Source organism: Gordonia lacunae, assembly GCF_002149015.1.
Taxonomy (GTDB): domain Bacteria; phylum Actinomycetota; class Actinomycetes; order Mycobacteriales; family Mycobacteriaceae; genus Gordonia; species Gordonia lacunae.
In genome coordinates, this window is record NZ_NGFO01000007.1 from 26,454 (window position 1) to 39,486 (window position 13,033).

Sequence of the window (13,033 nt, forward strand, 5' to 3'; positions counted from 1 at the left end):
GTGCGGCACTCTCTCAGACCTCGAACCGGTCCAGGTTCATAACCTTGTCCCACGCCGCGACGAAGTCGTTCACGAACTTCCCGGCGGCGTCGTCGGCTGCGTAGACCTCGGCGAGTGCGCGCAACTGGGAATTCGACGAGAACACCAGATCGGCGCGGGTGCCGGTCCAGAGCTGCTCACCGGTGGCGCGATCGCGACCGATGTACACGTTCTCCTCGTGCGACGCCGACCAGGCCGTCGACATGTCCAGCAGATTGACGAAGAAGTCGTTCGTCAGGACGCCGGGGCGATCGGTCAGCACACCGGCCGTCGAGTTACCGAAGTTGTTGCCCAGCACTCGGAGTCCGCCGACCAGCACTGTCATCTCGGGAGCGCTCAGGGTCAGCAGAGCCGCCTTGTCGACGAGGGAGAACTCGGCCGGGAGGGCGGCGGCCTTGCCGACGTAGTTGCGGAACCCGTCGGCCCTCGGCTCGAGGTGTGCCAGGGAATCCACGTCCGTCTCCTCCTGGGAGGCGTCGGTGCGTCCCGGTGTGAATGGCACGGTGATGTCGATGCCCGCGTCCCGCGCGGCCTGCTCCACGGCCGCTGTGCCCCCGAGGACCACCAGGTCGGCGAAGGAGATCGTCGCGCCGGACTCCCCGGTGAACGAGTCCCGGATGCCCTCGAGGGTGCGGATCACGGGGGCCAGCTCGGCGGGTTCGTTGACCTCCCACGAGGACTGCGGTTGCAACCGGATGCGACCGCCGTTGGCACCGCCACGCTTGTCACTGCCGCGGAAACTCGACGCCGCCGCCCAAGCGGTCTTGACGAGTTGCGCGACGGTCAATCCCGAGTCCAGCAGCGTCGCCTTCAGGTTCGCGATGTCGGCCTCGGACACGACCGGTCCCTCGTGTGCCGGGACGTTGTCCTGCCAGAGGTAGGTCTCGGCCGGTACCAGCGGTCCGCGATAGCGGACGGCGGGTCCCATGTCGCGGTGCAGGAGTTTGAACCATGCCTTGGCGAACTCGTCGGCCAACTCCTCGGGATGGTCCAGCCAGCGTCGGGTGATCTGCTCGAAACCCGGGTCGTACCGCATCGCGAGGTCGGTGGTCAGCATCGACGGGTGGGTCGTCTCGTCGCCGAACGCCTTCGGGACGGTGCCCGCCCCGGCCCCGTCCTTCGGACGCCACTGGTTGGCACCGGCCGGGCTCTTGTAGAGCTCCCACTCGTAACCGTAGAGGGTCTCGAGAAAAGCATTGTCCCAGCTGGTGGGGGTGGGATTCCAGATCACCTCGAGGCCGCTGGTGATCGCGTCCGCACCCGTACCGGTGCCGTGTGAGCTGGTCCAGCCGAGGCCGGCGTCCGCGACGTCAGCCGCCTCGGGCTCGGGACCCACCAGTCCTGCGTCGCCGGCGCCGTGGGTCTTGCCGAAGGTGTGGCCGCCGACGATCAGGGCGGCGGTCTCGACATCGTTCATCGCCATGCGCGCGAATGTCTCCCGGATGTCCACCGCGGACGCGAGAATGTCCGGATTACCTTTCGGCCCTTCCGGATTGACGTAGATGAGACCCATCTGCACTGCAGCAAGCGGCTTCTCGAGGTCACGGTCGCCCGAGTACCGCTGGTCGGCGAGCCACTCGAGTTCGGGTCCCCAGTACACCTCGTCGGGCTCCCACTCGTCCACGCGCCCGAAGGCGAAGCCGGCCGTGGTGAATCCCATCGATTCCAGTGCGACGTTCCCGGCGAAGACCAGCAGGTCGGCCCAGGACAACGCCGTGCCGTACTTCTTCTTGATCGGCCACAGCAGGCGGCGCGCCTTGTCCAGGTTCGCGTTGTCGGGCCAGCTGTTGAGCGGGGCGAATCGCTGCATGCCGGCACCGGCGCCGCCGCGGCCGTCCTCCACCCGGTAGGTGCCCGCGGCGTGCCAGGACATGCGGACGAACAGACCGCCGTAGTGGCCGAAGTCGGCGGGCCACCAGTCCTGGGAATCGGTCATGAGCGCGGTCAGATCGGCACGCAGGGCCTCGACGTCGAGGTTTTCCAGAGCCGTGTCGTAGTCGAACTCGGCGTCCATCGGATTCGCGACGTCGGGATTGTGCTGGAGGACCTTGAGATTCAACTGGTTCGGCCACCAGTCCCGGTTGCCACCGCCCTGGGTGGGCGGTTTGAGCCGGCCGTGCGCGACCGGGCATGTGCCGCCGCCGGCGGGCTCGGTGTTCGCCTCGGCGATCGGGGGATGCTCGCGGGCTTCCGGGGCGGGCGACGTGGAGACGGACGAGGGGTCGTGCGGTGCCATCTGGGTTTCCTTTCGGGCACGTTGAGAACTGCGATCGCCGGGGCGGAGATCGCAGACTGGGAGCGGAGTGTGTTGTCGGGCTATCGGCCGGAGCCGGGGATGCAGTCGGGGCAGTAGCCCCAGTAGATGACCTCGGCTTCGTCGATGACGAAACCGTGGTCGTCGGATGGGGTCAGGCACGGGGCTTCGCCGATTGCGCAGTCGACGTCGCCGATGGATCCGCATGTACGGCATATCACGTGGTGATGGTTGTCCCCGACGCGTGACTCATATCGAGACACGTGGCCCGATGGTTGGATTCGCCGGATCAGACCGGCCGAAGTCAGCACGCCCAGAACGTCGTACACCGTCTGCTGCGAGATCTCGGGCAACCGTTCGCGAGCGGCACGGAGCACCATGTCGGTCTCGGCATGGGGGTGGGCACGTACGGCCTGCATGACCGCGATGCGCGGACGGGTCACCCGCAAACCGGTCGCCCGGAGGTGCCGGGTGCAGTCGTCGTCGGTGAGCATGACGCCCATCGTGCCCACGTTTCTGGAATGATTCAAGTTTATCGGGCGAAGTGAGGTGCCGATCACGCGTGCCGTCGTAGGATCGGGCCATGCCGACAGCGACGCCGACTCGTGTGCGGGTGATCCGGTGACCCGATTCGACGAGATCGTCGACGAGCTCTACGGTCTCGCGCCCGAGGCATTCGTGAAGCGCCGGAACGAACTGGCTCGGGAGGTCAAGGCGGACGGTGACCGCGAACTCGCCGGCCGGATCGACAAGCTCCGACGACCGACGCAAGCGGCCTGGGCCATCAATCAATGGGTTCGCGCGCACCCCGACGACAGTGCGCTCATCGACGAGTTGGCGTCGGAACTGACCGCCGCCCAGCGTCGCTCGGCGGTGGACAGGATGCGCGCGTTGTCCCGGCGCCGCCAGGAGCTGATCAATTCGTCGGTGACAGCGGTTACGAGGACGGCGGCCGAGCGCCGGGTGAGGCTGGCGGACAGTGCAGTTCGCGAGGTCACGCAAACACTGCGCGCCGCGGTGGCCGACCACGACGTGCTCGAGCAGGTGTTGCGGGGAAACCTCACCGCATCCGCCGAGTACAGCGGATTCGGGCCCGCCGGGGTGTTCGTGGTTCCGGAGCCGTCGCCGGAACCCGATCGGAACGAGTCCGAGACGCGCGTCGCGGCAAGTGCTGCCGACGATTCGGAAGCCTCGTCGTCTGATGAATCCGATCGCGAACGGAGGGAGCTCGAAGCCCGGTTGGCCGACGCGGAGGCGGGTGAGCGGGCGGCGCGGTCCCACCTCGACGATGCGTCGGGCACGGTGGACGGCGCCTCGTCGGAAGTCGACGAGATCGTCGCCCGGGCCCAGGAACTACGAGCGGAGCTGGCGCGCTGCGAGGAGTCGCTGCGCTTCGCGCGGCAGCGTCTCTCGACTGCCGAACAGGGGCGGGCCGAGGCGCGGATCGCTCTGCGCGAAGCCGTTGCGGCCACCAACGAGATCCGCGCGGCGCTCGCCGAGTTCTGACGGAGCCGCCGCGCGGGATGGGGGCCGGGGATCAGCGCGTCAGGTGGAAGCGCAGCAGTTCGGTGGTGCCGCTCAGGGCGCGACCCCGATATCCACCGCGGCCGTCGGCGCGGAGCTCGTCACGCACGAACCCGACGAGGGTGCCCGAATAGTCCACGACGATGACGGGCGCACCGTCCTGCACCGAGCGCCCCGGATACACCGCTCCGGGAAAGGCCCAGCCGATCGCGGTGTTGTTGACGACTCGTGAGCCCGTGAAGTTCTTGCCGAACCACACCGTGTCGGCGATGGGCGCGCTGGTGACGTCGCCGCGGTAGTACCCGCTCGGCATCGGCGGGGCGGCCAGTGCCGTCCCGGGAGCCGCCAGCGCCGACGCGCCGGCGATCAGAACCGCAGCCGCGGGTGCGGCGCAGTGCCGGAGGTGCGAGTTGAGTGCGGTGCCCATCTGTCCATTGAACGCCTCCGTCCGCCCGCTGACCCGGGTTCGGCCGTGTCCGTGCTCGGACCCGGAGATCGAGGGTCAGTGGCCGAGGAGGCGCAGCGAGTCGTCGCGTCGGAGCACGAAGAAGTACGGCGTCGGCGAACCCTTCAGATCCATGGCGCCCAGGACGGCGTCATCGGAGATCCGGCGGAAGACGTCGTTGATCGGCAACTGGTCGTAGGACATGGTCGCGGTGTCGGTGCCGCGGTACCGGGTGGTGCGCAGCCGGGCCCGTGACCGGCGGGTCTGGCTGAGCAGACGGGTCGCCGCGATCGGCGTCGCGAAGGACAGTGACGTGACCCCCGGTGCCTTCTCGGCGATCCCGAGTCCGCCGAAGGCGATCGCCGGGTTCATCGCCCACAGCGCCGAGCCGTCGCGAGTCGGGAAGAGCAGGGGGTGCACGTTCTCGGCATCGACGAACTGTTTGCCCCACCAGCCGCTGGCGGCGAGGAAGCCGTCCAGCGGGTGATCGGTGGGGAGTTCGGCACCGCGCCAGGTGCCGATCATGAAGTCGGGTTCGACGGCGGGGGAGGAGTCGAACAAGTCGAGCGCCTCGGCGGTCGTGGTCGGCGTGGCAGGCAGGATCTCGCGGACATGCATGTCGACGATCGTACGTGCAAAGACACAGGATCAGAAGTTTGTCGCAACAGAGTTTTCGGCCGCGTACCACCGGAAGCGGCCGGTGTTCGGAATAGCCGGTCCGCTCACCGGGTTGCCGCAGGCATGACCCACTCCGCGTATGACCCTCGTGACCTCCTCGCCGAAGGCGGGCTCGGTGTCCTCGCCACGATCAAGTCATCGGGACTTCCGCAGCTGTCCCCGGTGACGCCCTTCTACGACCGTGAGGCCGAGACCATCTATGTCTCGATGACCGAGGGCCGGGCCAAGACCGCGAACCTTCGTCGCGATCCGCGCGCGGCGCTGGAGATCACCGGAGCCGACCGCTACACCTGGGCGACCGCGGAGGGCGCCGTGACCCTGATCGGTCCGGGCACCGAACCGGACGGCCCCGAGGTCGAGGCGCTCGTGGACTATTACCGCAAGGCCGCCGGCGAACACCCGGACTGGGACGAATACCGCAGCGTGATGGTCGCCGACCGTCGAGTACTGATGGTCATGTCGGTGGATCGGGTGTACGGCGAACGTCTTCGCTGAGGTGGTTGTGCCGACTTCACAGATACTGCGGTGTCGAATCAGGACGCGGGCTGTCCTCATTGTGGCGCACCATGGTTGCCATGGCGACAGACTTTCAGGTGACGTTCGATTGCGGTGATCCGGCTTCGCTGTCGGAGTTCTGGGCCGAGGTGCTCGGCTACCGGCTCCAGGACCCACCGCCCGGGTTCGAGAGCTGGGATGCCGCGCTGGCGGCCTTCGGTGTCCCGCCGGAACGACGGAACGACGCATCGGGTGTGATCGATCCCGACGGACGCGGGCCCCGGCTGTTCTTCCAGCGGGTCCCCGAGGGCAAAGCGGCGAAGAACCGCGTCCACCTCGACGTGCGAGCCGCGCCCGGACTGCGCGGCGACGATCGGATGAGCGCTCTGGAAGCCGAGGCCGACCGGCTCGTCGCGCTGGGCGCGACCCGCGTCGAACGGCACGACCCCGCGCCACCGCTCGGTGAGGGGCACATCGTCCTGCAGGACCCCGAGGGCAACGAGTTCTGCCTGGACTAGGGGATCTCGTGGCGAGGCTGCGCCTATGTGCGCTCTGTCGCTACGGGATCCGGGGTCAGGGAGATGTTCCCGGCCCTGCCCAGCGTCCCGTCGAGGTCGGGTTGTTCGAAGGTGACCTCGGCGGTACGTCCGTCCACCGAGAGCGTTGCGATGGTGTTGCCGAACAGCGGCCCGAGAGTGTTGCGCCAGGCGACCGGTAGGTCGGGCGACCCACCGCGGCGTGCCCACCGGCGGACGACCGACGCGAGCCGGTTCGACCATCCCAGCCGGAACACCACCTTGATGTACGGCGGGATCGCGTTGTGCACCGGCGAGCACACCAGTTGATGTACGTCGGCGCTGGTCGCATCCGGAAAGGCTGCGCGCGCGGCATAGCTGTGGTGGACGTCGCCGGACAGCACGCTGACCGTCGCCGGACCGGAATCCCGAGCCGCCACTCGGCGGATCATGTCGCTGAGCCGGACGAACGAATCGAAGAAGGCCGGCCAGTGTTCGAGGTCGGCGCCCTGGCGAATCTTCTCGGCCACCTGCCCACGACGACCCGTGCGCCGCGCGCCGATCTCGTTGAGGGTCTCGGCGTCGCCGATGACCGGCGGCAGCAACCACGGCAGCGACGAACCGAGTACGAGGTGGTCGAGCCGCTCCAGATCGTCGTCCACCTGGGTTTCGACCCAGTCGAATTCGACGTCACTCAACATCTTTCGCGTTCCTCCGGCGAGGATGCGGCCGTTGCGGGAGTCGATCATGACAAGCCGGGTGTTGCCCAGGTCCCAGCGGAAGCTGAAGCGGATGCCCTTGGTTCCGTCGGTCTCGCGATCCGCGCGATCGGCGACATCGACCAGGTGGGGCCAGCAGTCGCCATCGATCTCGCGGACGCGGCGGTAGTCCTCGGACTCGGCGAGCTCGGCGGGGGAGAGGTTGCCGAGATGCTGATACACCCAGTACGACGCGAGGCCGGCGCGAATGCGGTCCTGCCACCAGGGCTTCTCGCTCATCTGCCGACGCCAGGTGTCGGAGGTGTTCCAATCGTCGCGGATGTCGTGATCGTCGAAGATCATGGCCGTCGCCACGGTGGACAGGATCCAACGGATCTCGGGGTCTCCCCATGTGTGCCGGTACAGGCCTTCGTACTCTTCGAAATCGACGACCTCGTCCGACGGCCCGGCGGTGGACGTCCGGCTCGATTCCAGTGACTGCTTCACCTGCGGGGTCAGTTCGTCCGCGTACACCTGGTCGCCGAGCAGGATGAGCGTGTCCGGCCACTCTTCGACGGGGAGATGGCGCATCCGGATGGCGTAGCAGTCCAACGCGTCGAGTCCGAGTTGCTGGTCGAGCTTCGGATCCTCCGCTCGTGGGTATCGGCAGGATCCGAACACGAATCGGTGCCGGTCAGCGGTCTCGGGGCCCCGGGTCCGGATGACGCTCGGCGGGAACTCCGTGTCGGCGAGCGGCCATTCGAGGGCTCCGTCGATGTGGACCTGGTACTCGGTGGTGGTGTCGGGCACCAGGCCGGTGACCTCGACCACGGCGTAATGGTGACCGGACACCTCGAAGGTTCGGTTACTGCACCCGAGGACCTCTACCTCGCCCGGTTCATCGGTCTGCACCCAGATCAGGGCGCATGTCTCGTCGACGTGCCGGAGGATAGGACCCAGAACCAAAGCCATTCGATCAGAGTAGGCCGTCGGGTCGGCCCGTGTGGCCCCGTCGATCGTCGCGATGAGTTCGTCCGGGACAGCGGGTCTGTACTCCTGTCGCCACTCCTGTTGTCGCTGTCTGGAGGGGTGACGCGGGTGACGCCGGCACGACCGGCATAGGACGAATCGGAGGAGGAACCCATGGTGATCGTTGCCGGCAGTCTTCGGGTTGACCCGGGTGGGCGGGCCGACTACCTGGCCGGATGCGAGGAGGTCGTCAGCGCGGCCCGCCGGGCACCGGGATGTCGAGACTTCGCCATCAGCGCGGACTCGACGGACCCGGGCCGCATCAACATCTTCGAGCGATGGGACTCAGAGTCGGCAGTCGAAGCGTTCCGGGGTGACGGGGTCGGCGACGACCAGGCGCAGGCGATCCTCTCCGCGACGGTCGCCGAGTACGACGTCGCCGGCGTCCGGGTCCTGGCGGGTGCGCCGGACTGACGACCGGCTATGTCGTCGAGCGTCGTCGTAGGCTCTGTGTGCGCGCCGCCAAAAGGAGAGATCATGACCAGGAGTACCGACATCGAGCAGACTCTCACCGACGTTCTCGGCGAGCTGCGAGCGCTCGACGATCCGAGAATCCGGGCGGTCAACGAACGGCACGGCGATGATCACGGCGTCAATCTCACGAAGCTGAGGGCGACGGCGAAACGGATTCGGACGTACCCCGAGCTCTCGGCGGCGCTCTGGGCGACCGAGGACACCGCGGCGCGACTGCTCGCCCTCCTGATCTGCCGGCCGAAGGCCTTCGACGCCGCGGAGCTCGACACGATGGTCCGCGAGTCCGACCGGCCGAAGGTGCACGAGTGGTTCGTCAACTACGTCGTCAAGAAGAGCCCTCATGCCGAGGAATTGCGGACGTCGTGGATGAACGACCCTGATCCCGTTGTCGCGGCGGCGGGTTGGGCCCTGACCTCCGATCGAGTGGCCAAGCGTCCGGACGACCTCGACCTCACTGCCCTGCTGGACTCCATCGAGCGCGAGATGGTGCAGGCCCCGCCACGACTGCAGTGGGCGATGAACACGTGCCTGGCGACCATCGGCATCGAGAGTCCTGAATCTCGTTCCCGTGCGGTCGACATCGGCGAGCGGTTGCGGGTGCTCGAGGACTACCCGACTTCGCCGGGCTGTACCTCACCGTATGCGCCGGTGTGGATCGCCGAGATGGTTCGACGTCGAGCGGTGTGACCCGCGCTCGTCACCGAAAGTTGGTCGCGTAGTCCGCAAAGCTGACCTGGCCGGAGGGGCTGGCCTCGATCGCGGCGGCCACCATCGGTGGGATCGGCGTCCAGTAGGCAGGCATCGCGGCCGCCAGGGACGGCTTCACAACGTAGAGCAGGGCGAAGTTGACGATCCACAGCGGCGGTGCCATCGACATACCGACCGTCGTCGTCACCGAGTCCTTCGTGTTTCGAACCAGTTGCGCCGCCCCCGAGGTCTGCTGCGCGACGAAGCCGAACGGCACCTCGACGGTGTACGCCGAGCGGTAGAGTGCGAGCAGGGTGTCGGTCGCGCCGTTGGCCCGCAACCAGGTGCCCACGTAACCGCCCGGCGCGAGTAGCGAATTGACCTGTCGGGTCGGGGCACTCGCGTTTGCCGGACTCTGCAGGAGACCTTCTCGGGTCACGTACAGGCCGTAACTGCCGAGGACCGATCCGCCGAACATCGGACGACCCGCGGTGTTGGTGAGAATCTGCAGGCACGCGTCGATGATCTGGGCCGCATCGCGCTTGCCCCCGGTGCCCCCACCGGAGATCAGTTCACGGAACTGGCGCTCCGAGAGTGTATCCCGGGACGACAAGCCGATCGCGGCGGCGATGCGTTCAGTTCGTTCGGCGCCCAGTGGCTCGTTCACCAGCTCTGCGGCTGTCGATTTCGGCGGGGCCAGGCCGGCGAAGGCGGGAGCGCCGGCGAAGGGAGTCGCGAAACCGGTTGTGCTGGTGCCCGGTTGGGCGTCAGCGCGGGGGAGCAGCGGCGAGACGAGTCCGATCACGCAGCCCAGTGCCACCGCCACGTACGCCGGCCACCACCGGGGTTCGAATCGTCGCCACCGTGATCCCGGTGCGCTCCCAGCCATCCGCATGCCCCTGCCGATCGAGTGACGAACACGCACTGTCCAGTGAAGACCCCTGGTCAGCGGGGTGTCAATGGCTCCGACCGGACCGGCACGACCGGTCACCCGACGAAGACAGGCATGACCATCGTCGTGAGATCGCCGCAGTCGGCGGAACGGACCGTCATCGGCAGGTCGGCGGCCCGCACGTCGAGCAACAACTCGGCGCCGATCGACACACTGACCGCGGGGTAGAGGGTCGACAGCTCGAAGCACATCTCGACCGGCGGACCACAGATGTCGGCGGGCACGGTGCTGACCCCGGCCGACGCTGCGTCGCTCAGCACCAGTGCTGTCGACGTGACATCCAGGAGAACTCGCTCGCCGACACAGCCTTCCAACGACTGCAGCACAGCGGATGTGGCGACGCTCGCGCGTGTGGTCACCGGCGGCAATGCGTCGACCATGGCGCGATGAGACGGAAAGGGGTCGTCGAGCAGACGGCACCACAGATCGTCCCGACCGGTGAGCCGAAACCGTACCGTGCCGGTTCCGGCCTCGATTCCGACGACGCCACCTCGGGCCAGGTCGGACAGGCCATCGCGGAGGTCGCCGGCGCACACCGTCCCCGACCATCGGGTGTTGCTCGGTTCGACTGCCGGCAGTGACCGCGAAGAGATTCGGTAGCGATCGGTCGATGTGAGGGTCATCGCCCCGTCCTCGAAGCGGAACTCGACTCCGTCGAGAACGGGATGTGCGGCGTCGCGCGCCGTGGCGGTGAGCACCTGACCGATCGCGGCCGCCAGTATCGGCCCGCGCAGGGCGCAGACCACTGTCGTCGATTCAGCGGCGATCGCCGTCGCGATGGCTGCGGCCTCGCGCCGGGTCCGGGCGGCCTCGGTCGTGACCGTTCGCACGTGGTCGTCGATGAGATCACGCGCGACCGTCGGCTCGGCATCGAGGACCGTGCGGATGTCCGCGAGGGACATCCCGATCTCGCGGAGTCGTCGGAGCGTGATGGCCCGAGTTTCCTGCGACGTGCTGTACAGGCGGTAGCCGGTCGATGCGTCGATGGTGGCTGGGGTGAGCAAGGACGAGTCGGCGTAGAAGCGCAACGCGGAGGCGGTAAGCCCGGTGCGTTGGGCGAACGCGCCGATCGGGACGAGCTCGCCGTGTGCGGTGTCGGGAGGAGTCATGTCGGAGATCATCCGGGTTCGACCTACTTGAAGGTCAAGTGCCCGCTGGTGTCCGAACGCCGCCGTCGGGTCAGATGAGACCCAGTGCGAGCATCGCATCGGCGACCTGGGTGAAGGCCGCGATGTTGGCTCCGGTCGCGTAGTTGCCGGGTGCCCCGTACTCGTCCGCCGTGTGGAGGCAGTGATCATGGATGGACGTCATGATCTCCGACAGCCGCTCCTCGGTGTGGTTGAACGTCCACGAATCCCGGGAGGCGTTCTGCTGCATCTCGAGTGCGCTCGTGGCCACCCCGCCCGCATTCGCAGCCTTACCCGGCGCGAAGCTGACGCCCGCCTCGGAGAAGATGCGCACCGCCTCGGGGGTGCTCGGCATGTTCGCGCCCTCGGCCACGATGCGGCATCCGTTCTTCGCCAGTTCGGTGGCGTCGACACCGTTGAGCTCGTTCTGTGTCGCGCAGGGGATGGCGATGTCGGTGGGCACGTTCCACAAGGAGCCGGATGCGATGTGGCGGGCAGTATCGGGGCGGGCGGCGGCGTAGTCCGAGATACGCCCGCGCCGAATGTTTTTGATGTCCTTGAGCAGGTCCAGGTCGATTCCGGCCTCGTCGACGACGTACCCTCCGGAGTCGGAGCAGGCGATCACACGGCCACCGAGTTGCTGCACCTTGTCGATGGCGTAGATCGCGACATTGCCTGAGCCGGAGACGACCACGGTCTTGCCGTCGAGGTCGTCACCGGCGGCGGCCAGCATGTCGCGGACGAAGAACACCACGCCGTACCCGGTCGCCTCGGTACGGACCTGCGACCCACCCCAGGCAAGCCCTTTGCCGGTGAGGACGCCGGACTCGTAGCGGTTGGTGATGCGCTTGTATTGGCCGAACAGATAACCGATTTCGCGACCGCCGACGCCGGTGTCGCCGGCGGGTACATCGGTGTACTCGCCGATGTGGCGGTAGAGCTCGGTCATGAAGGACTGGCAGAACCGCATGACCTCGCCGTCGGAGCGGCCCTTGGGATCGAAGTCGGCGCCACCTTTGCCCCCGCCGATCGGGAGCCCGGTCAGTGCGTTCTTGAAGATCTGTTCGAATCCGAGGAACTTGACCACGCCCAGGTAGACGCTCGGGTGAAAGCGCAGCCCGCCCTTGTAGGGGCCGAGTGCGGAGTTGAACTCGACCCGGAATCCGCGGTTGATCTGCACCTGGCCCTGGTCGTCGACCCACGGCACGCGGAAGATGATCTGGCGCTCGGGCTCGGTCAGTCTCTTGATGATCCCGGCATCGGCGTAGTGGGGGTGTTTGGCCAAGACCGGACCCAGACTGTCGAAGACCTCCCGGACGGCCTGGTGGAACTCGGCCTCCCCGGGGTTTCGCGCAACAACCTGGGCGTACAGATCGCTGATCTTCTCGTCGAGCACGGCCACGATGGCGACCACTTCCTTTTCCGATGCGTGTGGGACGGCGACGTGCCCGGATGAGCACGTCGCCACCCGCACCCTATCGAGTGACAGGAATTCGACCGCAGACCGGTCCATCGGACGACGACCGCGGGTGTGCCCGCGGTGATGTGGTCGGGTCCCACTCGTCCTGCGGAGCAGTCAGGTCGCGCACCTCGATGCTCGGGTCACGAGAGGGCGAGAACAGGTCGTCGCACCTCGAGCGACGGATGTCGGGTCACGATCTCGCGCCTGGACGTGGGATCTGCGCCGGTGGTGAGCGTCAGAATCCAGGGGACCGACTCGGTGTCGTCGGACACCCACGGATCCAATTCGAGGTGGGCCAGGATGTCGCGTGACAGGCTCTCGAGTCTCGCAACGGTCAGTCGTCCGGACGAGTCCGCGAAACCGAAGCACACATCCCGCCCCTCCGGTACTCCGAACACGTCCACGTCGTTCTCGCGGTGCCATTGCCGTCGGAGGAGCAACGAGTCCGACTCCTCGACGACAACCGAACACCTGGCGGGGTGGGGAAAGGCGCCCTGGGCGCGAGTCGACGCTCGATCCACGAATTCCTTCACTCGACCGGGGGAGCCGCACACGCGTATCCGGCACTCCATCACAACCGCTTTCACGGCCACTCTTCCTTTCGCTGTTACCGGCCATCTGCGACCGGTGCCATGGACTCTAGCCCAGAAAAAA

At 67.3% G+C, this 13,033-nt stretch carries 14 protein-coding genes; 5 read left to right on the plus strand and 9 right to left on the minus strand.

Features of this window, described 5'->3' with window-relative positions:
• Positions 1-13 precede the first annotated feature (13 nt).
• Together katG and CA982_RS07745 are read right to left on the minus strand one after the other, a co-directional pair.
• Positions 14-2,275: a catalase/peroxidase HPI gene (katG, locus tag CA982_RS07740; protein WP_086534763.1), complete on the minus strand. Its 2,262-nt coding sequence runs from the start codon at positions 2,273-2,275 to the stop codon at positions 14-16.
• Between the two features lie 80 nt (positions 2,276-2,355).
• Positions 2,356-2,787: a Fur family transcriptional regulator gene (locus CA982_RS07745; protein ID WP_167383341.1), complete on the minus strand. Its 432-nt coding sequence runs from the start codon at positions 2,785-2,787 to the stop codon at positions 2,356-2,358.
• Positions 2,788-2,914: 127 nt separating this feature from the next.
• Between CA982_RS07745 and CA982_RS07750 the strand changes: the two genes are divergently transcribed.
• On the plus strand, positions 2,915-3,799 hold the full coding sequence (locus CA982_RS07750) for a hypothetical protein (RefSeq protein WP_086534904.1): 885 nt from the start codon (positions 2,915-2,917) through the stop codon (positions 3,797-3,799).
• Positions 3,800-3,830: 31 nt separating this feature from the next.
• Here the strand turns inward: CA982_RS07750 and CA982_RS07755 are convergent, their stop codons facing one another.
• Together CA982_RS07755 and CA982_RS07760 are read right to left on the minus strand one after the other, a co-directional pair.
• Positions 3,831-4,244 (minus strand): hypothetical protein, encoded by a 414-nt coding sequence (locus CA982_RS07755; RefSeq protein ID WP_144066000.1) that lies wholly within the window; start codon positions 4,242-4,244, stop codon positions 3,831-3,833.
• A gap of 75 nt (positions 4,245-4,319) precedes the next feature.
• Complete coding sequence (locus CA982_RS07760; RefSeq protein WP_086534765.1) at positions 4,320-4,880, minus strand: DUF4334 domain-containing protein; 561 nt, start codon at positions 4,878-4,880, stop codon at positions 4,320-4,322.
• A gap of 123 nt (positions 4,881-5,003) precedes the next feature.
• Here CA982_RS07760 and CA982_RS07765 point away from each other — a divergent pair, with 123 nt between their 5' ends.
• Positions 5,004-5,435, plus strand: a complete 432-nt coding sequence (locus CA982_RS07765) for a PPOX class F420-dependent oxidoreductase (RefSeq protein WP_086534766.1) — start codon at positions 5,004-5,006, stop codon at positions 5,433-5,435.
• 80 nt (positions 5,436-5,515) lie between these two features.
• Positions 5,516-5,953 (plus strand): VOC family protein, encoded by a 438-nt coding sequence (locus tag CA982_RS07770; protein ID WP_086534906.1) that lies wholly within the window; start codon positions 5,516-5,518, stop codon positions 5,951-5,953.
• 23 nt (positions 5,954-5,976) lie between these two features.
• Here CA982_RS07770 and CA982_RS07775 read toward each other — a convergent pair whose 3' ends face one another.
• The gene (locus CA982_RS07775) at positions 5,977-7,620 is read right to left on the minus strand and encodes an alkaline phosphatase D family protein (RefSeq protein ID WP_086534767.1); all 1,644 of its coding nucleotides are present in this window, start codon (positions 7,618-7,620) and stop codon (positions 5,977-5,979) included.
• A gap of 171 nt (positions 7,621-7,791) precedes the next feature.
• Here CA982_RS07775 and CA982_RS07780 point away from each other — a divergent pair, with 171 nt between their 5' ends.
• Together CA982_RS07780 and CA982_RS07785 are read left to right on the plus strand one after the other, a co-directional pair.
• Positions 7,792-8,091: a putative quinol monooxygenase gene (locus CA982_RS07780; RefSeq protein ID WP_086534768.1), complete on the plus strand. Its 300-nt coding sequence runs from the start codon at positions 7,792-7,794 to the stop codon at positions 8,089-8,091.
• Between the two features lie 63 nt (positions 8,092-8,154).
• Complete coding sequence (locus CA982_RS07785; RefSeq protein WP_086534769.1) at positions 8,155-8,838, plus strand: DNA alkylation repair protein; 684 nt, start codon at positions 8,155-8,157, stop codon at positions 8,836-8,838.
• A 10-nt stretch (positions 8,839-8,848) separates the two neighbouring features.
• Here CA982_RS07785 and CA982_RS07790 read toward each other — a convergent pair whose 3' ends face one another.
• The 4 genes from CA982_RS07790 to CA982_RS07805 all read right to left on the minus strand — a co-directional run bounded on the left by CA982_RS07790 (position 8,849) and on the right by CA982_RS07805 (position 12,900).
• The gene (locus CA982_RS07790; protein ID WP_425269051.1) at positions 8,849-9,727 is read right to left on the minus strand and encodes a hypothetical protein; all 879 of its coding nucleotides are present in this window, start codon (positions 9,725-9,727) and stop codon (positions 8,849-8,851) included.
• A 98-nt stretch (positions 9,728-9,825) separates the two neighbouring features.
• Positions 9,826-10,899 carry a DNA polymerase III subunit beta family protein gene (locus tag CA982_RS07795; protein ID WP_086534907.1) on the minus strand — a complete coding sequence of 358 codons (1,074 nt, stop codon included), beginning with the start codon at positions 10,897-10,899 and terminating at the stop codon, positions 9,826-9,828.
• A gap of 70 nt (positions 10,900-10,969) precedes the next feature.
• Positions 10,970-12,331 (minus strand): NADP-specific glutamate dehydrogenase, encoded by a 1,362-nt coding sequence (gdhA, locus tag CA982_RS07800; RefSeq protein ID WP_086534771.1) that lies wholly within the window; start codon positions 12,329-12,331, stop codon positions 10,970-10,972.
• Between the two features lie 188 nt (positions 12,332-12,519).
• A complete protein-coding gene (locus tag CA982_RS07805; RefSeq protein ID WP_244176161.1) occupies positions 12,520-12,900 on the minus strand; it encodes a hypothetical protein in 381 nt (126 codons plus the stop codon).
• Positions 12,901-13,033: the final 133 nt, after the last annotated feature.

What these genes read in the sequence shown, in the direction of transcription:
- katG (WP_086534763.1), bottom strand. Translation starts at nt 2,275, where the DNA reads ATGGCACCGCACGACCCCTCGTCCGTCTCCACGTCGCCCGCCCCGGAA.
- CA982_RS07745 (WP_167383341.1), bottom strand. Translation starts at nt 2,787, where the DNA reads ATGCTCACCGACGACGACTGCACCCGGCACCTCCGGGCGACCGGTTTG.
- CA982_RS07755 (WP_144066000.1), bottom strand. Translation starts at nt 4,244, where the DNA reads ATGGGCACCGCACTCAACTCGCACCTCCGGCACTGCGCCGCACCCGCG.
- CA982_RS07760 (WP_086534765.1), bottom strand. Translation starts at nt 4,880, where the DNA reads ATGCATGTCCGCGAGATCCTGCCTGCCACGCCGACCACGACCGCCGAG.
- CA982_RS07765 (WP_086534766.1), top strand. Translation starts at nt 5,004, where the DNA reads ATGACCCACTCCGCGTATGACCCTCGTGACCTCCTCGCCGAAGGCGGG.
- CA982_RS07770 (WP_086534906.1), top strand. Translation starts at nt 5,516, where the DNA reads ATGGCGACAGACTTTCAGGTGACGTTCGATTGCGGTGATCCGGCTTCG.
- CA982_RS07775 (WP_086534767.1), bottom strand. Translation starts at nt 7,620, where the DNA reads ATGGCTTTGGTTCTGGGTCCTATCCTCCGGCACGTCGACGAGACATGC.
- CA982_RS07780 (WP_086534768.1), top strand. Translation starts at nt 7,792, where the DNA reads ATGGTGATCGTTGCCGGCAGTCTTCGGGTTGACCCGGGTGGGCGGGCC.
- CA982_RS07785 (WP_086534769.1), top strand. Translation starts at nt 8,155, where the DNA reads ATGACCAGGAGTACCGACATCGAGCAGACTCTCACCGACGTTCTCGGC.
- CA982_RS07790 (WP_425269051.1), bottom strand. Translation starts at nt 9,727, where the DNA reads ATGGCTGGGAGCGCACCGGGATCACGGTGGCGACGATTCGAACCCCGG.
- CA982_RS07795 (WP_086534907.1), bottom strand. Translation starts at nt 10,899, where the DNA reads ATGACTCCTCCCGACACCGCACACGGCGAGCTCGTCCCGATCGGCGCG.